The organism is Amycolatopsis sp. NPDC031561 (assembly GCF_055580625.1).
The window spans coordinates 69,613-91,962 of the sequence record NZ_JBVILA010000018.1 but is presented as its reverse complement, the minus strand read 5'-3'; the positions used below and the strand labels follow the sequence as shown (position 1 = coordinate 91,962).

Annotated in this window: 16 protein-coding genes and 1 pseudogene; 5 read left to right on the top strand and 12 right to left on the bottom strand. The window is 68.0% G+C overall.

The window, feature by feature from the left end; all coding sequences use genetic code 11:
• Position 1: 1 nt before the first annotated feature.
• From ACZ5IK_RS29775 to grpE, 6 genes and pseudogenes are all read right to left on the bottom strand, one after another.
• On the bottom strand, positions 2-2,464 hold the full coding sequence (locus tag ACZ5IK_RS29775; RefSeq protein ID WP_465490727.1) for a GTPase-associated protein 1-related protein: 2,463 nt from the start codon (positions 2,462-2,464) through the stop codon (positions 2-4).
• On the bottom strand, positions 2,461-3,657 hold the full coding sequence (locus tag ACZ5IK_RS29770; protein WP_465490726.1) for a zinc ribbon domain-containing protein: 1,197 nt from the start codon (positions 3,655-3,657) through the stop codon (positions 2,461-2,463). Before ACZ5IK_RS29770 ends, ACZ5IK_RS29775 begins: the two co-directional genes overlap by 4 nt.
• The gene (locus tag ACZ5IK_RS29765) at positions 3,657-6,284 is read right to left on the bottom strand and encodes a SaeA-related protein (protein ID WP_465490725.1); all 2,628 of its coding nucleotides are present in this window, start codon (positions 6,282-6,284) and stop codon (positions 3,657-3,659) included. The genes ACZ5IK_RS29770 and ACZ5IK_RS29765 overlap by 1 nt, the downstream gene beginning before the upstream one ends.
• Before the next feature lies 1 nt (position 6,285).
• Positions 6,286-6,648 (bottom strand): Hsp70 family protein, encoded by a 363-nt coding sequence (locus ACZ5IK_RS29760; RefSeq protein WP_465490810.1) that lies wholly within the window; start codon positions 6,646-6,648, stop codon positions 6,286-6,288.
• A gap of 264 nt (positions 6,649-6,912) precedes the next feature.
• Positions 6,913-7,959, bottom strand: a pseudogene (locus ACZ5IK_RS29755) (Hsp70 family protein); the annotation flags it as partial.
• Positions 7,952-8,599 carry a nucleotide exchange factor GrpE gene (gene grpE / locus ACZ5IK_RS29750; RefSeq protein ID WP_465490724.1) on the bottom strand — a complete coding sequence of 216 codons (648 nt, stop codon included), beginning with the start codon at positions 8,597-8,599 and terminating at the stop codon, positions 7,952-7,954. The pseudogene ACZ5IK_RS29755 and the gene grpE, both read right to left, overlap by 8 nt.
• Positions 8,600-8,902: 303 nt before the next feature.
• Here grpE and ACZ5IK_RS29745 point away from each other — a divergent pair, with 303 nt between their 5' ends.
• The gene (locus ACZ5IK_RS29745; protein WP_465490723.1) at positions 8,903-9,580 is read left to right on the top strand and encodes a helix-turn-helix transcriptional regulator; all 678 of its coding nucleotides are present in this window, start codon (positions 8,903-8,905) and stop codon (positions 9,578-9,580) included.
• 35 nt (positions 9,581-9,615) lie between these two features.
• Here ACZ5IK_RS29745 and ACZ5IK_RS29740 read toward each other — a convergent pair whose 3' ends face one another.
• The 5 genes from ACZ5IK_RS29740 to ACZ5IK_RS29720 all read right to left on the bottom strand — a co-directional run bounded on the left by ACZ5IK_RS29740 (position 9,616) and on the right by ACZ5IK_RS29720 (position 16,691).
• Positions 9,616-10,899 carry a helix-turn-helix domain-containing protein gene (locus ACZ5IK_RS29740; protein WP_465490722.1) on the bottom strand — a complete coding sequence of 428 codons (1,284 nt, stop codon included), beginning with the start codon at positions 10,897-10,899 and terminating at the stop codon, positions 9,616-9,618.
• Positions 10,900-10,902: 3 nt separating this feature from the next.
• Entirely contained in the window at positions 10,903-11,856 is a 954-nt protein-coding gene (locus tag ACZ5IK_RS29735; RefSeq protein WP_465490721.1) for a hypothetical protein, read from the bottom strand.
• Between the two features lie 248 nt (positions 11,857-12,104).
• Positions 12,105-12,677 carry an NUDIX domain-containing protein gene (locus ACZ5IK_RS29730; protein ID WP_465490720.1) on the bottom strand — a complete coding sequence of 191 codons (573 nt, stop codon included), beginning with the start codon at positions 12,675-12,677 and terminating at the stop codon, positions 12,105-12,107.
• Positions 12,678-13,229: 552 nt separating this feature from the next.
• Positions 13,230-15,389: an excinuclease ABC subunit UvrB gene (uvrB, locus tag ACZ5IK_RS29725; protein WP_465490719.1), complete on the bottom strand. Its 2,160-nt coding sequence runs from the start codon at positions 15,387-15,389 to the stop codon at positions 13,230-13,232.
• Between the two features lie 51 nt (positions 15,390-15,440).
• Positions 15,441-16,691, bottom strand: a complete 1,251-nt coding sequence (locus ACZ5IK_RS29720) for a DUF5685 family protein (protein ID WP_465490718.1) — start codon at positions 16,689-16,691, stop codon at positions 15,441-15,443.
• Between the two features lie 142 nt (positions 16,692-16,833).
• On the opposite strand from ACZ5IK_RS29720, the gene ACZ5IK_RS29715 reads away from it, so the two are divergent.
• The 3 genes from ACZ5IK_RS29715 (at position 16,834) to ACZ5IK_RS29705 (ending at position 20,631) form a co-directional block, all read left to right on the top strand.
• On the top strand, positions 16,834-17,349 hold the full coding sequence (locus ACZ5IK_RS29715; protein ID WP_465490717.1) for a ribonuclease FAU-1 family protein: 516 nt from the start codon (positions 16,834-16,836) through the stop codon (positions 17,347-17,349).
• A 139-nt stretch (positions 17,350-17,488) separates the two neighbouring features.
• The gene (locus ACZ5IK_RS29710) at positions 17,489-19,021 is read left to right on the top strand and encodes an ArnT family glycosyltransferase (RefSeq protein WP_465490716.1); all 1,533 of its coding nucleotides are present in this window, start codon (positions 17,489-17,491) and stop codon (positions 19,019-19,021) included.
• An 89-nt stretch (positions 19,022-19,110) separates the two neighbouring features.
• On the top strand, positions 19,111-20,631 hold the full coding sequence (locus ACZ5IK_RS29705) for an ArnT family glycosyltransferase (protein ID WP_465490715.1): 1,521 nt from the start codon (positions 19,111-19,113) through the stop codon (positions 20,629-20,631).
• A gap of 1 nt (position 20,632) precedes the next feature.
• Here ACZ5IK_RS29705 and coaE read toward each other — a convergent pair whose 3' ends face one another.
• Positions 20,633-21,817: a dephospho-CoA kinase gene (coaE, locus tag ACZ5IK_RS29700; protein WP_465490714.1), complete on the bottom strand. Its 1,185-nt coding sequence runs from the start codon at positions 21,815-21,817 to the stop codon at positions 20,633-20,635.
• Between the two features lie 197 nt (positions 21,818-22,014).
• Here coaE and ACZ5IK_RS29695 point away from each other — a divergent pair, with 197 nt between their 5' ends.
• Entirely contained in the window at positions 22,015-22,239 is a 225-nt protein-coding gene (locus tag ACZ5IK_RS29695; RefSeq protein ID WP_465490713.1) for a hypothetical protein, read from the top strand.
• The last annotated feature ends 111 nt before the right edge of the window (positions 22,240-22,350 follow it).

Genomic DNA, 22,350 nt, shown 5'->3' with positions numbered 1-22,350 from the left:
CTCACCTGTCCTTGTTCGAGCGGCGTGCCCACCAAGCCGGCTTCTCGGGCTTCTTTTCTTTCTCATCCCTGACCGTCTCCGCGCTCCGCTGTTTCGCGCGAGGGGTCTGCCCGGTCGGCTTGACCACCTTGACCCCGGTGAACTGGCGCCATTCCCCCGCGACCCGCTGGTCGACGGCATCGAGCAGGCGGCCCACCTCGGTGAGGCGTCGCTTTTCGGCTCGTTTGAGCCATCCCCGCAACGCGCGTTCGGTCTTGACGGCCAGTAGCTCGTTCGTACCGGACGCCCCGGCGGCCACGAAGGTGAGGGCCACGGCGGTGTCCGCGTGGCGCGCCTCGTCCGGGCCGTACCAATGGCGGGGCAGTTCACGCAGAAGCACCGCGGAGAGTGCGCCGCCGGTCCGCTCGAGGAGTTTGCCCGCTTCACCTATCGGCAAACGGTCGAGGAACACGGCGGCGATCTCGTCGGCGCGGGCGGTCAGTATCGGTTCGGTGACCTGCCGTAGACCCGAAGCTCGTGGCGGACGGCCGCTGGAAACGACCGCCAGCCAGTCCTTCAATCCCTTGTCCTGCCTGGCGAAATCGGCGAACTGGCCGCGCCCGGGAAGGTCACCGTGTGCATAGGCGAGCGCGAGGACGTCCAATTCCGCGGCCGAAGGCGGTGAACGGACCACGTCGTCGAGCGCTTCCCCGACCGCTTCCCCGAGCCACCCTGCCAACGGCCCGGGCGCGAGCATCTTCAGCAGAGAGGACAGCTCCGTGATCGTGGGAAGCGTGTAGGCGAAGGTCGCTCGCCACATCAGATGCCCTCGCGTGTCCGGCTCCGCGGTCCGGAGACTGTTCAACACGTAAGCGATCATTCTCGTGCGATAGTCGGGATCCACCGTCTCCGCGATGGCCGAAGCGGTGATCTCGCTGTCCAATGTCGTGGAGACCTCGGTCACGGTCTCCACCAGGATCTCCCACCAGACCTGCTTGATGTCGTCGCGATAGTAGGTCCCGTCGGCTTCCTCCAGCCGGGCCGCCAGTTCGTCGCGCAGCAGATCGACCATCTGCTCACCGCAGGACCACCGGTGCGGGTCGATCCGGGACTCTTTGTGCCCCAACCACCATTTGGTGAATCGGCGGGCACTCTCGACGAAGCCGCCGACGTTGGGCGTCACGTCGAATCGGGTGCAGAGCAGCAGCAGTTCGTTCATTCGCTCGGGCCCGACGATGTTCGCGGCCGCTTCGGCGATCGCCGTCGGCGAACCGGCGTCCTCGCCGCCGACGGGCACACCGGTGATCTGGGTCAGTTCGGCTTGGAAAAGCGCGCGTACCCCGCGGTCGGCGAGCTCACGTCCGACTCCGTGCCACTCCGTCGCTTCGGGCAGCGCGCGCAGCGCGGTGATGTCCGGCTCGGCCGCGAGGACGGCCTCGACGACCGGCTGGACGACCTCCTCCGGTTGTGGCAGCGGACAGTCGGCCAGCCAGCGCACGAGATCGCCCGCACGGCCCTCGCCCGCCGCTGTTTCGCCGAGTGCCGCGATCACCGCGACCAGCCGGTCCGAAGTGGACGGTCGCGCCTCCTTGACGGCGAAGCGCTGGGCCAGTTCGATCGCGTCGACCACGTCATACGGGTCTTCCCGCAGGAAACGCGGTACCCAGAACCGGGCGCTCTCGGTGGGCTCGATCTCGGAATGGCGACCGGTGGTGAGATTGAAAACGGCGAAACCGTTGTCCCGTGCGGGATCGCCGAACGAACCGGCCCAGTCGTCGTGAACCGCCAGCACATCGTGCCTGCTTTGGCGTGGATTCGTCGCGAACACCCGAAACCCGAGCCTCAGCGCGCGTCGCTGCGCCATGAGCACGGTGCCTGCGGCGATCCAGCCGACGACCTCCGTCACGTCCGCGCCGACGAAAAGGACACGCCGCCCACCGGGCTCGTGAACGAGGTCGAACGCGGAGTGGACCGCCAGCAGCCGCTCCTCTCCGTCAGGACGGCCGAGTACCCATTCACGGAGCGCGTCTATCCCCCAGTGCCCGGCCTCCGGGTCCGCCGCCACCGGTTCGCATTTCGTGGTCGGCGCGGGCTTTTCCGCCCACCAGGACGCTTCCCACAGCTGCGCCGGCCGGACCAGCCCGTAGGTGTCCGGGTCGGTCGTCGCGACGGCGTGCGTGAACTGATTGCCCTCGCGGACCCCGTTCGCCTCCGTCCCCAGATAGCGTCCCCGCGCGGTCGCGTACACGCCGTCGGCGTGAACGTGGGTCAGCGAGGGTGGGTAGTCCGCGACATCCCGCTGCTCGCGCATCCACGCGACCGGCGCCTCGTAGAGCGAAGTGCGCTGGACCAACGACATCGTGTCGTGTGACACACCAGGTGACACCGCCTGGAACTGGAATCCGGCGCCACCGCGCAATCCTTGTCCTGGGACGCAGTCGGTGTAGTACAGCGAGTCGAACCGGCTCGGCTCAGTCTCGTTCAAGAGGTACTCCGTTCGACGACCTTGAACAGCCCGAGAAGCCACAACAACGGCTCGTCGACACGGAACGGGCGCACGCCGCGCGGATCGACCCGGTTGTGGTCGTAGTCCGGCTCGGCGCCGAGCGAAGAAACCGCGAAGTAGCGGTATTTCTTGTAGTGGGAACGAAGATGGGCGTCGATGTCGTCCGCGTCGAGGTCGGTCAGCAGGGCACGCAGATGTTCGTCGGTGTCCTTGCCGTGCGCTTCGTCGTACCTCGCGCCGGGAGGCGGCACCGACAGCAGCGGATGTCCTTCACCGAGCATCGGGAAGAAGGCGTCGAACTTCGAGAACACCACCGCGATCGGGGTGGTGATCTTCCGGCGTGCGCTCACCCCTTGACTGCTGCGCAGCAGTTCGGTGATGCGGGTGAGGACGTTGATCGGCGGCTCGGTGTCCCGCCTGCTGGCGTCGGGCACGGCGATCCGGTCGAGCGAGCCCTTGAGCTGGAACGGATCGAGAAGGACGATGAGACCGTCCGCGGAGGTCAGGTACGCCTGCGCGTTCACGAACTCCTGGGTCGTCATGTCCTCGCCTGCCGCGTCGTAGAACGACAGGGTCGTCGTGTTGTGCACCTCGCGGCCGAAGCTGCGTCTCGGCTGACGCCACTGCAAGACCAGCGGCACCTTGATCCCGTCGGCCGCGCTGGCCGTCGACTCGAACAGCCTGCTGTCACCGAACAAGGCCTGCTCGTAGTCGGCGAGCCAGTCGCTCACCGAACCGATACCGCCCTGCTGATCGCCCGCGAACCAGATGTCCGCGGCGAACCTGCGCCGGATGTTGTTCCGCAACTCGTGCGCGAGCACCGTGGTGTACACGGTCTTCCCCGCGTTCTTGCCGCCCACCATGCCGATCAGGGGACTACGGCTGTCCGCGAAGTTCGCGGGCAACGGCGTCCGGCACACCGGGCAAGCTCTGATCCCGGTCGAAGTTCCGCAGTCCGGGCAGGGGGCGGTCCGCGCGGGGATCGGATTGCGCGATTCGGGCGGCGGGAAGGTCGGCAGCGAAGCCGAGCCGAACCCGGTGAGCTGTTGCCGGTCCTGGTCGACGACACGTTTGCAGCGATCGCGGCCCGGCGAGGCCCGGCCGGTGCACTGGAACCTCAACTTGCCGAGATCGATCCGGTGGTAGCAGTAGGGGCAGGCCACTTTGGACATCAGGACACCTTCAGCTGCTTGACGGGAGGATCGACGATGTGGACACCGGCGGTGTCGACGAAACAGCGAACCCAGTAAGGCTTCCGCAACCGCGGCAGTGCGGTGATCAGATCGACGTCGTGATCCGGGGAGAGCGCTCGCTCGCCGCGGATGAGCTCACGACCGTCCGCCGGACGTCTCGGCATCACCGGGCCCTCCGCGGCGACGACGATCACCGTGCACCGCGAAATCTCCTGATCGGACCGCAGCAGCACCTTCACCGTTCCCCCGCCGACGAGGGGCTTTCTGGTCATGTCGACGGTGTAGCGCACCGTCGGAGGACGAGCGGGCACGACCAGTTCGACGGCCGCCGAGGTGCACTCGCCGCCCTCGGTCAGCACCTTCGTGCGGACCTTCACCCGCACCTCGACCGGCCCGCACGGGACCCGGCAGCCCCCGCCGGTCTGATACTGCTGCCGGGTCAGCAACTGCTTCCCGGACTCCTCACCGGCCAGCCAGCGAACCTCCGCGGTGCCGACCTGCTCCGGCCATTCCCAGGCGAAGAGGACAGCGTCACCGAGCCGCTGGTGCTGCAAGCCGGAGACGGGCAGCGCTATCCCCAGCGCCTCGTCGTGCCCGCGGATGGCGCCACCCGGCGCGATGGTGAACGCGACATAGTGGAAGCGGCCGGTCGGAACATCGGCGACGAGCAGCTGCCAGCCGTCGTTCTCGTCGCGGCTGCCGACGACCTCTTCGCCGTAGTCGTCGAGATCCGCCAAAGGAACGATGTCGCCGAACTGCCATCGGCACGGCGCGACCGCCCGGCGGATCATGACTTCGGTGTCCGCTTGGGTTTTCCAGGCCAGCTTCACCCGCGGGCCCGTCCCACCCTCGGCCGCCTGAATACTCAGCGCCCGTACCGGAAGCGGGCGGCCGTCGGCCGTCGTGCGAACCCGCACCGGAGCCGACACGGCCTCGGTGCCGTCACCGCGGCGGTAGCGGGCGACGAGGGTGTAGACCTGCTCTCGCCCCTCCGGCGCGGTCCGGTCCCGGAACTGAGTCCGTCCAGTGGTGACGATGGCGACGCCGTCACCGCGAAGTACGTCCACTCCGACGGCGTCGGGGTGGACGATCCATCGGCCTTCGACCACGCCGTCCGAAAACGACAACCCGACATCACCGACACCGGGGAGAACCTCGGCCGCCACGCCGGCAGGCCGGGACCACGGGCTTCCTTCGGTCGAAGCGAACACGGCGTATCCGACCGGCACTCCCGCGGGAGCCTTCCGATCGACCGCGACCGTCCTGCCTGCCTCGACCGCGATGACCACGCCGTCGTCGGGATCCGTGGGTACCCGCCCTTCCTTGCGGACGAGCCGGTAGCGGGTCCCCTCGCCGTGGCTCGCGGCGGGACGCCACGAGACCCGAAGCGTCACGCCGTCTTCGCGGGCCGTTATGCCGAGAACCGGTTCCGGCGGGATACGGCGCAGTTCCGCGCGCAGGTCCTCGTCGTCACTCGCTAGCGCGACAGCTTGCCGCAGCCGGTGAACCGCGTCCGCCTCGGCACCCTCACGCAAGGCGTCACGCGCTCCGGCCACCAGTTCCCGCACCTTGCCGAGTTGCCGCTCGACCAGGGTGGTGGCCGCCGCCGCGTCCTCCGCGCCGGAGAGGGAGGAGAGCATCTGCTGGGCCGCGAGCAACCTGCCCTGCTCCAGCAACTCGCGGATCGAGCCGAGGTTTCCCGACGGCGCCCGAGCCGATTCGTTGAGCACGCTGAACAAGGCAAGGCGCGCTTCGTCGCGATCCCAGCGCGTCTGCAGCAGCTGCTTTAGCAAGGCGCTGGGCGGCACGCCGTGCCCGTGCTGCCGCCGGACGTCGTCGACGAGGTGGAAAAGCGCCAGCTTCCGCAGGTCGCCGTCCTTGGCGGCGGTGGCGAGGATCCCGAGCGCCTGCCGCGCGCCCTGGTTTCCCGCCCGCTTGTTCTCCCGCTCGACCGCCCGGTTCACCACGGCGATCGACAGATCCACCGGCTCGTCGAGCAAGCGGAAAGGCGAGGCGTCATCGTGCAGCAGCTCCACCACGCTGCTCTTGGCCGCGTCGATCAAGTGATCCTTGAGATGCCGATAGGTCGTGTCGAGCAGTCCGCTCGCTTTCGGCAGTTCGACCGGCGTACTGCGGCGCACGCCCGCCTTCGCCACCGCCTCGTCGACTTCGTCCGGCGACAGGGAGGCGTAGGCCGCGCGCACGGTCGCGTCGAGCTGACCCGGCGCGATCAACCCGAGGTCGCCGACGTGCTCCCGCAACGTCCTGGCGAGATCGTCGACCTGTTCCTGGTTCGCGCCTTGCCGGTCCGCCGCATACGTCTGCCACCACGCGATCCGCGAGAACTTCGCACCGTGCTCCTGCTGGAGTTTCTCGTCGGCCTTCAGAAACGCGCGGTAGACCTTCTGTGAGAACCCGGCGCTGCTGAGTCCCTTGTTCCACCGGGACCGCACCTCACGCAGCCGCCGCTCCACCTCCTGGTCGGACATCCCGAGATCGATCGCGTACCGGGCGAGGAGATCATCCGGCAACTCCCGTCCCGACCATCCGCGCAGCGGTTTGACGACGGCCTGTTCGTAGGCCTTGGGATCGAACGGCGCGGCCATCTCAGCTGGAGACCGTGAGAGCCGACACGGTGCTGGTCGCTTCGCGGACCTCTTCTTCGGAGAGCACACTCACCCTGACTTCGATACGCAGGGATTTTCCTGTGCTCGGTTCGGTGGCGTTCACCTCGAGCAAGCCCTCCTCGTCGACCTTCATCTCGATCTCGAGCGGCGAGGCTTTCGGCAACGGCGGGAGCCCGGTGATGCTCCCCTTGCCCTCGTTGAGGAATTTGTTCTCTTCCATCTCGGGACCGGGCCGTGCGCCGGACTGCTCGTAGAGTTCGACCTCGATTTCCTGCTGGCCTTCGACGACCGTGCGCGCCGAGAGTGTCTGCGGCCCGGTCGGCAACGCGTCGTTGGCGTGCACCAGATGCTCGACGTAGAAGCGTTCGGGTTTGCGTTCCCAGTCCGGGTCGCCGGTGTCCAGGAGCTTGACGCCGAACGCCTTCGGGAGGACGTTCCGGGTCTGCTTGTCCGCCAGGCTGGTCAGCGTCCCCGCGGCGATACCGGTGCGGCTTTCGAGATCACTCACCACGTCAGCGGCCCGGTCATCCGCGTCGGCGGCCGAACTCGCCTTCTCGCGTGCCTCTTCCTGTTCCTTGTGGACGACCCGGCCGAGTGCGTAGAGAGCCGCGCCCTTCGCCACCGCGAGGTGGGGATCGTGCAGTTTCGCTTCCCAGCCGAACTCCGCGCGCAGCCGTTCGGCGACCGCGGGCATGCTGGTCGAACCGCCGACCAGCAGAACCTCGTCGACCTTCGCTCCAGGAGCCTTGTCCTGCAAGGTGTCCAGCGTGCGCCGGACGATGTCGACACTCTTGTCCAGAAGATCCTTGGTCATCTCTTCGAACTGAGCACGCGTGACGTCGATCCTGGCGCTGGCACCGGCACCGCGAAGCGCCACCGGCCTGGAATCCACTTTGGACAGCTGCTTCTTGGTGTTCTCCGCCAGTGTGGACAGCGACTGGAGGAATTCCTCGTCGTCCTCCGGGTCGATGCCGGGAGGGACCTGTTCGGCGAACGAAGTCAGCAGGTGGTCCCGCAACCGCGCGTCCCAGTCGGCGCCGCCGAGCCGGTCGTCCCCGTCCGTGCAGATCACCTCGATCTCGTCGGACGAGACACGGATGACCGTCGTGTCGAACGTTCCACCACCGAGGTCGTAGACCAGGACCGTCTTGTCCCGCGCTCCGGTCGTCGCCTCGTAGTGCAGCGCCGCCGCGACCGGTTCGGGAACGATGCCGATCACGTCGAGACCGGCGATCTTCCCGGCGTTCTTGGTGGCATCCCGTTCCAGCATGCCGAAGTAGGCCGGAACCGTGATGACGACCTTGTCCACCTCGCCGCCGCTGTACTCGGCGCCGTCCTGTGCCAGTTGCTTGAGGATCAACGCCGAGATCGACTCGGGCGTGTGCGACTTGCCGTCGAAGTCGAACACCGCCTTGGTCCCCATCTCGCGCTTGACGAGCGAGACGACCCGATCCGGCTGGGTGACCGCGGACTCCTTGGCGACAGAGCCGACGACCACGTTCGATTCGTTCTCGAAATACACCACCGAGGGGATGGTTTCGAGGTTGTCCGTGTTACGGCACACCGTCGTCCGGCCGCTCTCGTCGACGTAGGCGATCGCCGAGTAGGTGGTTCCGAGGTCGATGCCGAAGACCCGGAGGCTCCCGTCAGACATCCATGCTTCCTTCCAGTTCGTTCTCGTTCGCCTTGCCGGCCTTTTCCGCTCCGTCGGCCTGATCCTCCGAGGGTTCCCAGCGGCGGACGTGCACCTTCGCCGCGGTGGACACCCTGTCGTTCGCCAGATCGCGATAACCGTCCGCGATGACCTCGGCGATGGTCCCGTCCTCATCGGCGCTCGACGCCGTCACCACCCGTACGGCGCGATGTTCACGCGGCGAGAACTTCGCCCCGGTTTCCGGTCTGAATGGTTCGCTACCGCACCGTTCCAAGGCCAGTTCCGTGGTCAACGCGAAGGATTCCAGCAACTGGATCACTTGTTCCCTGCTCAACTCCGCGGGCAGGGTACGCACCTGCCGCAGGAGATCGGCCCGCAGATTCTGGAGATCGGTGATCGCCGGCCGCAACAGGACTCCCTGCTCCCCGACACGAAGACGTTCGACCTCGGCGTGCAGCTGGTCGATGACCCGTTCACGAGCCGCCGCACGGGCGTGATGGGCTTCGATCTCCGTCCCCAGCCGGGAAACGACATCGACCAGCCTGGCCAGATCCGCGGGTTCGCGCTCGGCACCGGGCAGGCCCTCCTCGGCATCGGCCACCACGTCCTCTGCCACTTCGTCCACACCCGCGTCACTCACGCCGGTCGCCCCTTTCTTCCCTCGCGATCAGACCTTTCAGCATTCCAAGTCGCTGACTGCCGCGACACGTTACCGCTCAGCGGAAGCCTGCCGGATTTCGCCTTACCCGAATACCGAAGCCATCGCCGTGTTGACGTATCGCCAATCAAAACGCCTCGATGACAAGTAATTACCATTCCCCCGACCGGGCTTTTGTGGTAGCAGACTACCGCCGTCCGAGCCTGCCGAAGATCGTTTCCTGTCGCCCGCCGCAGGGGAAACAGAAAACCGCGCTCAGCGCGCCCCGAGTGCGCGATGCTGAGGATGTCCGCGGCCCAGGGAGGGGGGCCGCGGACCTCAAACCCCCACCAGGAGTCCGTAGTGACCGCGACAAGATCGGCCGCCACCATGCCCCACAGGCCCATCGACCCCGACGACCTGCGAGGACTCGCCGACAGCACCGAAATCGACGCGACATTCGCCGAACTTCACCGTCAGGCCGAGCGTCGAGTGCGCATCGTGTCACCAGGGGAATCCGTTTTCTTCCCGTCGGACAACGCCGCCCGCATTCGACACCAGACTCTTGTGCGGGACGGCGGCGAGGTGGCGATGCGCTTGCACCTGGCCAACCCCTCAGGAGAATTCCGCGTTCGCGAACACCTTCCTTTTCGAATGATTCACATTGACGACCGGATCGCGGCGCTTTCCGCAGTCGGGCAGGGTGCCCCCGCTGCCTTCGTCATCCAATCGCCGCTCCTGCTCGAGTTGCTCGCGGAGTGGTTCGACCTGCTCTGGTCGGCAAGCAAGCCTTCGGGCCCGCTGACCCTGATCCAGCGTCGGATCCTCGGTCTGCTGCCGGAACACGGTGACGAGGCGATCGCCCGGCTGCTCGGAATCAGCGCCACGACGGTCCGGCGGCACGTGAAGGCGATCTACGAAAAGTTCGGCGTCGGCAACCGTTTCGCGGCCGGAGTCGCGGCGGCGAAACACGGCTGGCTTTGAACCGCCTCACGCCTGTCCTCGGCAACGCTCGGCCGTCACCTCGCGGGCGTACCGCCCGGCGCCCGCAGCACAGTCACCAGCCGCTGTCGTACTTCTCTCGCCACCGCGTGATTCTGCCGTCGAGCCAGCACCTGGGTCAGCTGCCTGAGATCATGCCGGATCGTGGCCGAGTCGATTAGGTGCAGGTGATCGAGCACGGAGGTCATGAGCTCACAGGCCCGGTCGAGTTCTCCCGCCGTGCCGTAGGCGAGGGCGGCACGGGTGACGTAGCGTGCGCGGCTGCGATGCGCATCGGGGGCGAAGCGCGTCACTCCTCGATCGAGCACTTCAGCCGCTTCCGCCGGGAGTCCGAGATCGTAGAGACACCAGCCCCCCACCAGAACACTCAGGTCCGGCGTATGCGTGGTTCCCAGTTCGGGAGTGCCGTCCCGCGCCTCGGCGGCACCGAGCAATTCGGCGGACACGTCCAGCGCGCGACGGCAGGCCGCGTGGTCCCCGGCCAGCGCGTGTCCCTGTGCCTCCCGCTGCGCGGCCAAACCGCGAATACGTGACGGGATCCGCTCGTCGAGCTGGGCCTGACGGGCAAGGGAGATCGTGGCCAGCGCGTCCGCGGCGTGCAACGCGACGTCGGCTTGCCGAACCAGCGCGTAAGTGGAGAGCGAGTGATCACCACCGAGCCCGGCCATCCGCACCGCGGTCTCGGTCCACCAGAGCGCCATCCGGTCGTCGCCTGCCTCCTGTGTCATCCAACCGGCGAATTCGGCGTAGCGCGCCGCCAGCCGCCAGAGCACCGGGCGATCCTCTCTCGAGGCATTGCCCGCCAGGCTCCGCAGGGTCTGGGTATCGGCGATGACACCGGGAAGTACGACCGCGGGGCCGGCCACCTGGCCGAGGCGGCGCGCGGTCTCGAACCGGCTCCAGAACATTTCGGCGAGCGTGGTCACATCCCCGCTGTAGGTGGCCCGGTCGCCGAAGGTCATACCGAACTCGGTTTCCTTCGGTACCTGTCCTCCTCCCGGTACGAAGAAGCCCGCGCCTCCTGGCGTCACACCCAAGGTCCAGCCATCTCGCTCCACCGCGTCGAGTTCCCTGACGGGTGCCGCGACGCCGTCCGCCACGAGCCGGAGCAGTTCGCCCTCCGCGCCCACCGCCGCGTCGCACAAACGCGCCAATTGAACGGTCGGCGCCTTCTGCCCGGATTCGATCTTGCTCAAGTGGCCTTTGCTGTAGTGGACCCGAACCCCCAACTCGGTGAGGGAGATCCCTTCCGCCTCCCGCCGCCTGCGCAGTTCAGCGCCGAAACCCGGTTCTCCCGGCACTGCTCACCTCCTCTTCAGGATCGGCACCTGTTCGAACAGGTCGTCGACGAAGTTCTTGACGTCCGCATCCGTACTGCGATGCCGCAAGTGCATGAACTGCAAGTCGGCGAGCCGCCGGATCTCCTCCGGCAGTTCCTCCCGGATCAGGCCGTCACGCACTCCGACGATGACCGGAACCACGAAGACACCGACCCGGAAGGCTTCGGCGATCTCTCGGCGGACCCAGTCACTGCTGTCATCGACCAGTCTCCGCCCGTCCGCGTCATACGTGTTCTCCCATCGCCTGCCGATGACGGCCAGCAGGACCCGCGCCGCCCGGACGCACTCGATCAGTTTGCCCGCGTAATCGTCGCCCGCGGTCAGGCTCCGATGGTCCCGGAACACCGCGTCGTCACCGAGGCGGCCGCGGAGTTCGTCGTCGAGACGCATGATCTCCTCGGTGCCACCGGCGGTCCGGTAGTTGATGAACACGATCGGTTTGGAGGCGCGGGCGTGAACGCGGATCCGGTACGGCGTCAGCAGTTCCTTCAACCGCCGCACGCCATCCGGTGTGTCCAGACCGAACGAGTCGTCCGGCAGACCCGAGAACGTCCCCGCCTTCGTCCGCACGCCGGACAACCACAACTCATGTTCCGGCCAGGCCTGCGAAGACGGCCATCTCGCACCGTCCACGTCGTCGCGGACGAGTCCGAGATCGAGCACCGGAGACTCCGTCAAGGAGACGAGAAGCTCTCGAGTCGTCTTGACGGCGGACAGGACCTTCCCGTCGAGATCCCTTCCGGACAGGACACGGCGCCCTTCCGAGGTGAACTTCGGGTCCGGGAGCAGGCTTTGGATCACCGCGCAGCCTCGATCCGCCGAAAACACCGCGCCTTCGGCTGGCAGGTTCTCCGCCGAGGTGTCCCGGTCGTGCACCCGCCACAGGACGGTGCCCGCGCGGACGACTTGGCGTGCCATCGCCGTTCCCAAGATCCGACCTCTCCTCCGGTCAACGCGGCCCGACCGGAACCCCGCCGGCATAGATGCCCAGAATGAACCCGACCAGCAAGCACGCTACAGCGATCCTGACCGCCACGGCCAAGGTAAGGAACGAACGCATCGCCTGCACCTCTCTCGATGACTCGATCTGTCATTCGACGATGACATGCCGGGACGAGGGGCAGAACGGGCTTCCCCGTGGCAACCGGCCAGGACAACGGGAAACGTCACCGCGACATCCGCAGCGCCATGGCCAGCACCGCGTGCGCGCTCCCCGCGTGCGGCAACTGACCCGATCCGACTAGATCGAGTACTTCTCCGAAAGGCAGCCTCGTCACGATCAGATCCGCCTCGCCCGGCCCGAGAGATTGCCCATGGCAGGTCAATCCGGTCGCGAGGAAGATCCGATCGACATGATTGCTCAACGAGTCAGCGCTGTGGATCAAGCCCAGCGGTTCCCAAGAGGACGCCCGCAATCCGGTCTCCTCGGCGAGTTCGCGGCGAGCGGCGGCGAGCGGACCGGCGTCGTCCCGCTCGACCCCTCCTCCCGGCAGCCGCCATTGGACCGAACCGTGCGTGTAGATCCACTGTCTGGTGAGTACCACCCGATCCGCGCCGTCGAGCGCCAATACGGTCACCGAATTCGGCGCGACCACATGCGAGTAGACGTCACGGCCCCCGTCCGGACGGATCACGTCGTCCGCTCGAACCTCGAACCATCGATTCTTGTGCACGATGTCGGTACCCAGTCGTTTCCACCCGAATTCGGAGATCGGACCGTAGCCGTCGACGAGCGTCACCTGACCACCTTGTTGTCAGCCGCGGTCATCGCGCGGCGCCGAACCGCCGGAAGTACGGCGGAAACCCCAGTACCAGATCAGGACCGAATCGCCTCGGCCTGCCACGCATCCAACGTTGGAAACCCCAGGGCCATACGATATCGACGAACCTCGCCTCAGCGCAGCGATCATGCCCACGGTTTCCCGTTTCCGATGGACGAGGGAAATAAGAAAGCGCGAATCCGGTCACCGCACCTGCCGTCCCCAGGCCGGAATATTCGCGACACGGCAGCCACAGATGGCGGATTCCCCGCTATGTCGCGGCGGTTTCGCTCACCCTCTGGGTTCTCCGCGGACGACCGCCCGCCTTGATCGACATGGTGTTCAGAGTCGACGGCGAATGACCACGTGCCTGTCGCGTCACGTGGGGCGCCCGACCTTCGGGAGCTTCGCGACGACGGCCGCACTTCACCGCGACCGAGACCGGGTGCTCCTGGCCGATGAACGCGAACGCCTTCCCATCGGCCTTCGGCACCACCACGTGGTCCCTCTCGTTCGGTCCTCTGGTCGCGGCTACTTGATGCCGGCCGCGTCCATGCCGCGCAGCTCCTTCTTCAGGTCCGAGACCTCGTCCCGCAGCCGGGCCGCCAGTTCGAACTGCAGGTCGCGCGCGGCCTGCATCATCTGCTCGGTCATCTGCTGGATGAGGTCGGCCAGCTGGGCGCGCGGCATCCCGGAGACGTCCTTGTCGACGAGCATCCCGGAGCTGCGCACCCTGTCGCCCTGCTCGGGCTTCTTGCCGCGCGACGCGTTCCGGCCCGAACCGCCGACCGCGACCGTCTCCTCCGAGTCCTCGGCCTCGCTGTAGACGCGGTCGAGGATGTCGGCGATCTTCTTCCGCAGCGGCTGCGGGTCGACGCCGCGTTCCTCGTTGTAGGCGACCTGCTTCTCGCGGCGGCGATCGGTCTCGTCGATGGCGTGCCGCATCGAGTCGGTGATCTTGTCCGCGTACATGTGGACTTCGCCCGACACGTTTCGCGCCGCACGGCCGATCGTCTGGATCAGCGACGTGCCGCTGCGGAGGAAGCCTTCCTTGTCCGCGTCGAGGATAGCGACCAGCGAAACCTCGGGGAGGTCGAGGCCCTCACGGAGCAGGTTGATGCCGACCAGCACGTCGAAGTCGCCCGCCCGCAACTGCCGCAGCAGCTCGATCCGGCGCAGGGTGTCCACCTCGGAGTGCAGGTACCGCACCCGGATACCCAGCTCCAGCAGGTAGTCGGTGAGGTCCTCGGACATCTTCTTGGTGAGCGTGGTGACCAGGACGCGCTCGTCCTTCTCGGCCCGCTCGCGGATCTGGTGCACCAGGTCGTCGATCTGGCCTTCGGTGGGCTTCACGACCACCTTCGGGTCGACCAGGCCGGTCGGCCGGATGACCTGCTCGACGAACTCGCCGCCCGCCTGCCCCATCTCGTACGGCCCCGGCGTCGCCGACAGGTACACCGTCTGCCCGATCCGGTCGGTGAACTCCTCCCAGGTCAACGGCCGGTTGTCGACCGCGCTGGGCAGCCGGAACCCGAATTCGACCAGGTTCCGCTTCCGCGACATGTCGCCTTCGAACATGCCGCCGATCTGCGGAACGGTCTGGTGCGACTCGTCGATGACCAGCAGGAAGTCGTCCGGGAAGTAGTCGATCAGCGTGGCGGGCGCCGTCCCCGCCTCGCGGCCGTCGATATGCCGCGAATAGTTCTCGATGCCGGAGCAGAACCCGACCTGGCGCATCATCTCGATGTCGTACGCGGTACGCATCCGCAGCCGCTGCGCCTCGAGCAGCTTGCCCTGCTTCTCCAGCTCGGCCAGCCGCTGCTCCAGCTCGGCCTCGATGCCGTGGATGGCCTTCTCCATCCGCTCCGGGCCCGCGACGTAGTGCGTGGCCGGGAAGATGCGGACCTCGTCGACCTCTTTCACGATGTCGCCGGTGAGCGGGTGCAGGTAGTACAGCTTCTCGATCTCGTCGCCGAAAAACTCGACGCGGATCGCCAGCTCCTCGTACGCCGGGATGATCTCGACCGTGTCGCCGCGGGCGCGGAAGGTGCCGCGGGCGAAGGCGATGTCGTTGCGGGTGTACTGCACGTCCACCAGTGCGCGGAGGAAGACGTCCCGGTCGAGCTGCTCGCCGACCTTCAGCTCCGAGGACCGGTCCAGATACGACTGGGGCGTACCGAGGCCGTAGATGCACGAGACACTCGCGACCACGATGACGTCGCGCCGCGACAGCAGGTTCATCGTCGCCGAGTGCCGCAGCCGCTCGACGTCGTCGTTGATCGACGAGTCCTTCTCGATGTAGGTGTCCGTCTGCGCGATGTACGCCTCGGGCTGGTAGTAGTCGTAGTAACTGACGAAGTACTCGACCGCGTTGTGCGGGAACAGCTCCCTCAGCTCGTTCGCCAGCTGCGCGGCGAGCGTCTTGTTCGGCGCCATCACCAGCGTCGGGCGCTGGACGCGCTCGATCAGCCAGGCCGTCGTCGCCGACTTACCGGTACCCGTCGCGCCCAGCAGCACGACGTCCCGCTCGCCCGAGTTGACCCGGCGTTCGAGCTCGTCGATGGCCGCCGGCTGGTCACCGGCGGGCTTGTAGTCACTGACGACCTCGAACCGGCCGCCGGTCCGGGGGATGTCCGTGACGGGCCGGTGGTCCGACTGGGCGAGTACGGGGTGTTCGGTTGCGAAAGCCACGAGGACCAGAGTAGGCGCTGGGTCCGACAGTTTCCGTTTCGCCTGGTCGGCTCAACAGGAACAGTCACAGCAGTTGCAGCAGTCACAACCGTCACAGTTGTTGCACCAGGCCTCGTGCGGCTTCCCGCTCCACGCCCCCGGGAAGGGGTCCCGGCAGCAGAACTGGCACGAGCAGCACATGTAGGTCGCCACCGCGCAGCCGAAGAAGAACCCTCTCGGCTGGGCGGGCACCCGGAACTTCGGCGTCCAGCAGCAACCACCCTGGCCGTCGGTCGGCGGGCCGCCGTGCTTCCGCTTCTTCGGCGGTTCCTGCGGTGGGCCTCCACCACCGGGAGCGCCCGGCGGCGGAGGCGGCGGCTGGTAACCGCCCTGGTGAGCCGGGTACGGCTGGTGGGGGTGCTGTTGCGGCTGAGGTCCGGGACCGATCCACCCCGGCGGGGGCTGCTGGGATCCATGCCCGAAGGCCCGCCGCACCGCCTGACGCAGTTCGTGCACCAGCAACGCGTGCACCAGCTTGGGCTGATCGAACCTCACCTCGCGAAGGGCGAGTTCGACACCGAACACGGCGTCGTCGCATAGCCGCCGCGCCTCGGCGAGCCCGGTCCCGGTGGCCGTCAGCGGGTTCCAGGCGCCGGCGGCCTCGTCCACGGCGAGGTCTTCGACGGCGTCGAGCAGATGCGCGGCCCTGCCGAACAAGCGTCCGGCCTCGGCCAGCGGCGCGGCGTTCTCCGGACGGCCTGCCAGCACGGCGGTGTGCGCGAACGCGGCCGACGTCGCCAACTCGGCGGGTTCGGTGGCGAGCACGGCCGAATCACCGAGACTGACGGCGCGTTCGATCTCGCCCTGCCTGTCGACGGCCTCGGTGAGGACCGCCGTGTCGAACCCGACCCTGATGCCCGTGCGGCTCCCCTGGTCCGCCCAGCGCGTCGCCACCCGCCTCGCCGCGAGAGCGACGGAGCGTCGTGCGAAGGCGCCGTCACGGTCCTCGACGTGGTCACTGATCTTGGCCGAAGCCAGCACCAGGGAGACCGCCGCCGCGAGCTGGGCGCCGTCCCCCTTCGCGACCGACGTTCCCTTCATCGCCCGAAGCGGGCAAGGACCGGCGTCGCGCCGTCCCTCCGCACGCGGTGACTGGGCTTCGACGAGCGCCGAGATGATCAAGCCGTCATAGTTCGTCACCATTCGGGCGAGTTGTCCGTGTTCGTCGCGCAACGCCAGGCAAAGACCGCAGAGATGAGCGAGCCAATCCGCGTGCAGACCCGCGGAAAGCCGATGGCGGCACGGCCTGATGATCCCGAACATGCGTTGTCTCCCACTCACCCCTATGGCGGAACCAGCGCACCCTATCCGGCCCCGGCGCCTTACTCCGGGGAAACCACGAAACCGTGATCGTCCACCCGGTTGGGTGGTGGCCGCGGGCGCCGGGGCCTTCCAAGATGGGCGCATGACCGCGCTGCACCCGCCCAAGGTCGAGTACTTCGATCCGGCCGCGAAGACCAACACGGATCCCAAGGGCGTCGTGAGGGACGTCGAGGAATACCGCGAGGAGCCCTTCGGCCTCTACATGGCGCGACCGGCTCCGGGGCGGAAGCAGTTCCGCTACCTCGAGTCCTGGCTGCTGCCGGATCTCGGCCTGCGGATCACCGACTTCTGGTTCAACCCCGGCCACGAACGCGATCAGGACTTCTACCTCGACGTCGTCGACATCCGTCGTGAAGACGGCGTCTGGGTCGCCACCGACCTCTATCTCGACCTCGTCCTGCGGGACAAGAAGTCCGTCGAGGTGATCGACACCGACGAACTCCTCGCCGCGGTCACCACCGGGCTGCTCTCCGCCGACGACGGCGAACGCGCGCTCGGTGTCAGCCACAGGACCGTGGACGGGCTGGCCGCCCACGGTCACGACCTGCGCCACTGGCTGTCCACAAAGGACATCACGCTCGGCTGGCGGCGGCATTGACCGGTCCACATCCACCGATCGGTTGATCCTGACTCATCCCTAGGATGAACGGACCCTGACCAGCCGGACGATTACCGGAGGAGTTGCCTCACGGGACCCTCGATCACGAGCGAAACCGATCGAGAGGGGGCGGATACCCGTGGTCGTCGAGGCCGAGGGACTCCGAGAGCGGTACAGGGAACGAGAACGCACGGAGGTCGCGCCGTTCGCCAGGAAGCCGGTGCTCGCGATCGCCGGGGCGATGGGGGCGGTACTCACGGCGACGGCCGGTCGCTACGGCTACTTCGGCGACGAGCTGTACTTCCTGGCGGCGGGCCGGCATCTGGACTGGGGGTATGCCGACCAGCCGCCGCTGTTGCCGCTCCTGGCCCGGCTGATGGACACGTTCGGCGCCGATTCACCCTTCGTCCTGCGGATCCCGGCGACGCTGGCGATGGTCGCCGGAGTCGTGCTGACCGCGTTGATCGCCAGGGAACTGGGCGGCGGCCGCAAGGCGCAGGTGATCGCGGCGGCGACCTTCGCGGTGTCCGTCCAGATGCTCGGCGGTGGGCACTACCTGGCGACCAGCACCCTCGACCCGTTCCTGTGGACGCTGCTGATCTGGCTGCTCGTCCGGTGGGTGCGGACCCGCGCGGACGGGCTCCTGCTCTGGAGCGGCGTGGTGACCGGGTTCGCGCTGAACACGAAGTTCCTCGTCGGGGCGTTCTGGGTCGTCGCGCTGGCCGCCGCGGTGGTCTTCGGGCCGCGTGATCTCCTCCGCCGTCCGGCGCTCTGGTTCGGCGCGCTGATCGCCGTCGCGATGATCACCCCCACGCTCGTCTGGCAGGCCGCGAACGGCTGGCCGCAGCTGACGATGGGCGCGGCGATCTCCCAGGAGGTCTCGGCAGGCTGGGGCGGGCGGGCCACGTTCGTTCCGACGCTGGTGATGAGCGCGGGCGTCCCGGTGGGGATGGTCCTCGTCTGCTACGGGCTGTGGCGGCTGCTGCGCTCCGAAAGCCTGCGGTCATACCGGTTCCTGGGGTGGACCGCGCTCGGCGTACTCGCCCTGTTCCTGCTGGCGAACGGGCGTTACTACTACGCGGCGGGGATGTTCGCCCCGCTGTTCGCGGCCGCCGCGGTGGAGATCGAAGCGGGTCAGGCGTCGAAGTACTGGCGCTGGATCGCCACCTGGCCGGTCTATGTCCTGGCGGCGGTGCTCACGATCCCGCAGACGCTGCCGATCCTCCCGCTGTCGTCGGTCGCGAGCACCCCGGCCTGGGCGCGGCCGATGCTCGCCGACGAGGAGATCGGCTGGCGGGAGATCACGGAGTCGGTGGCGCGGGCGTACCGCGCCGTTCCCGATCCGTCCCGTACGGGTGTCATCGCGGCGAAGTACTGGCAGGCCAGTGCGATCGACCACTATGGACCGGAGCTGGGGCTTCCGTCGCCGTCGAGCCCCAACCGCGGCTACGTGACGTTCCCGAGGCCGCCGGAATCGGCACGGGACGTCCTGTTCGTCGGGAACGACGCTTCCGTGCTTGTGCCGTACTTCACGCAGGTGCGTGAGGTCGGTGCGCTCGACAACCGTGCCGGGGTGCCGAATTCGAGTCAGGGCATGAAGATCTGGCTGGCCACGGGACGGAACGGGGCTTGGGACGAGGTGTGGCCGAGACTCACGGACTGGGGATTCTGAGCCTCACCGGTCCTCTCACGACCGACGAGCCACGCCGGTGGCGGCTAGGGTGCGAGAGGACCGGCACCCGAAGGATCTGCGAGGAATGGATGGAAGCCGCCAGCGCGGCCGAAACACCGACCGCGTCCGGCACGGCGTTCGCCCGGCTCCCGGTGGCGCTGCTCGCCGCCGCGACCGCGGCGGTCCTGCTGGCGACGGCGTGGCGGTACGGCTACTTCGGCGACGAACTGTACTTCCGCTCCGCGGGCAAGCGGCTGGCCTGGGGTTACGCCGATCAGCCACCGGTGCTCCCCTTCCTGGCGATGCTGATGGACTGGCTCGCGCCGGGCAACGTCTTCGTGTTCCGGCTCCCCGCCGTCCTCGCGACGGCCGCGGGGGTCGTGTTCACCGGGCTCATCGCCTACGAGATGGGCGGCGACCGCCGGGCGCAGACCCGTGCGGCCGCCGCGTACGCGATCTGCGGCCAGTTCATCGGGAGCGGGCACTACCTGGCGACCTCGACGATCGACCCGGCCTTGTGGACGCTCATCGCATGGCTGCTCGTGCGGTGGATGCGGACGCGTGACGACAACCTGTTGCTGTGGCTGGGCGTGGCCACCGCCGTCGCGCTGAACGTCAAGCTCCTCGTCGCGACGTTCTGGGTCGCCGCCGGGGTCGCGATCCTCGTCTTCGGGCCCCGGGATCTCTTGCGCAGGCCGAAACTTTGGATCGGCGCGGGAATCGCCGCGTTGTCGCTCGCGCCCACGCTGTGGTGGCAGGCCGCGAACGGCTGGCCGCAACTGGAGATGGGCGACGTCATCGCGCACGAGACCACCGGCGGCTGGAGCGGCCGCGCCGGGTTCCTGCCCGCCCTGCTGACCGGGGCCGGGCTCGGCATCGGTGTCGTGGGCGTCCTTTATGGACTGTGGGTGCTGCTGTTCTCGGCCAAGTCGCGCGAGTACCGTTTCCTCGGCTGGACCGCCGTCGGGGTGATCGCGCTGTTCATCCTGTCCAACGGCCGGTACTACTACGCGGCGGGCATGTTCGGCGTCCTGTGGGCGGGTGCGGCCGTCCACTTCGGACAGTTGAAACCATCCGCGTGGTTCCGCTGGATCCCGACCTGGCCGGTGTTCCTGCTTTCCGCGCTGTACACCCTTCCGTACGCACTGCCGGTCTGGCCCGCCGCCTGGCTCGCGGAAGGCCGCGAGGTCCCGCGTCCGGCGTACGCGCTGGAGGAGATCGGCTGGCCGGACCTCGCCCGTTCGGTCGCGGACGCCTATCATCGGCTCCCCCCGGAGCAGCGAGCGCGCACCACGCTCGTCACGGCCGGGTACTGGCAGGCCGGGGCGCTGGACCGGTACGGCGCCGACTACGGACTGCCCGCCGTGTACAGCCCCAGCCGGGGCTTCTGGTACTTCGGCCGCCCGCCCGAAACCGCGGACAGCGTACTGTTCGTCGGACCCGATCCGGCGCGGCTGCTGCGTTCGTTCACCGAAGCCCGGATCGTTTCCCACGTCGACAACGAGCTCGGTGTCCCCAACGTGAGCCGCGGGATGCCGATCTGGCTGGTCACCGGCCACACCGAATCCTGGGCGACGGCGTGGCCCGGCCTGCGGGAATTCCGCGTGTGACCTACGGCTTCCAACCCACCGACCCGGCCCACGCGTCGGCCCGCGCGAAGGCCGCGTCGACCCAGACCTGCTTCTCGTCGGTGTACCGCTCGACGGTCCCGTCGCCGGCGTGCTTCGCGGCCATGGCGTTCTTGACCGCGGCGTAGGCGTCACGCTCGTCGGAGTTGCGGCGCAGCCACTCCGGGAACAGCAGCGCGAGCCGCCAGGCCGGCGTCTCCTGGGAGCGGACGTGCAGGTTGACCGGACGGCGCGGGTCGCCACCGAAGTGGAACCGTTTCGGCCAGGTCCCTTCTTCGCCGTGTGCGTCGTCGAGCCACTCGCCTTCCGCGCGCGGGAATCCGGCGTCGGACAGCGCTTCGGACAGCTCGTCGGCCTTGTCCAAGGTGGACACGGTCAGCTGGAGGTCGAGGATGTCCTTGGCGGGCAGCCCCGGCACCGACGTCGAACCGATGTGGTCGACCCGGACGGCGTTGTCCCCCACCACCACGCGGATCCGCGCGAGTGCCCGTTCGGCCTGCGCGGACCACGTCTGGTCGTACTGGGCGATCTTCGGCGACATCGGCGCTCGCGGTTTGCGTAGCCGCACGTTCGCCTCGAACGGGGTCAGCCTGTCCGCCCACAGCGCGTCGACGTCGGCGAGCACGATGTCGGGCGCTCCGCTGTTGTCGAACCAGACGTCGGCCACCGCCCGGCGCTGATCGGTCGTGGCCTGCGCCTTGATCCTGGCGCGCGCGTCGGTCTCGGCCATCCCCCGCGCCTCGACCAGGCGGCGGACCCGGACCTCTTCCGGCGCGTCGACCATCACGACGAGGTGGTACATCGGCGCGAGGCCGCCTTCGACCAGCAGCGGGATGTCATGGACGATGATCGCGTCCGGCGCCGCTCCCGCCATCAACTCGGCCGTGCGGGCGCCGACCCTCGGGTGGACGATCGAGTTCAGCCGCTTGCGGGACTCCTCGTCGGCGAACGCCTTGGCGGCGAGCGCGGCACGATCGAGCGAACCGTCGGACGCGAGGATGTCGTCCCCGAACGCTTCGACGAGCTCGGCGAGCCCGGGTGTCCCCGGTTCGACGACCTCCCTGGCGATCTTGTCGGAGTCGATGAGGACGGCGCCGTGCTCGGAAAGCCGGTTCGCCACCGTCGATTTTCCGGCGCCGATCCCGCCGGTCAGGCCCACACGCAGCATGTCGATCAGCCTAGTGGCGCTGCCAGGCACGACCGCGCAGGGTCACCAAGACGGCACGTCCGGCACAGAAGGGTGCAAAAGGCAAGATCATCGTGACGCGCGACTCAACCATTTCGAGTGACACGCCGGTCGGTTACGCGGATTTGGGGGCTCGATTGCGTACCGTGCGCGGCGAAGGTAGCCCACACGGAGGAACGATGGCAGACGGCAAGCACGCTGGAAGGCACCGGCTCGGATCGCCGGGCCTGGTGCACTGTGTCCTCCATCGTCCCGTGGCCGAGGCCCTCACTGAATACCGGCGCACCTGGCTGAGCGCGCTCATGGTCCCCGCCAGGCACAGTTTCGCCGGACTCCGCCGCAGGGCGCGCGCCGCGGCCCTCGAACGCATCTGGGTGCCGGCCGTCCGGCCCGCCACCTCCTGACCCCCGTCCCACCCGCACCGCAAGTAGTCCTCTACTTGCGGTAGTTGCGCGTGCAAGGACCGCAACCAGAGGACGAAACGCGGAAAAGACAGCGGCCCCGGTCCGTGATGG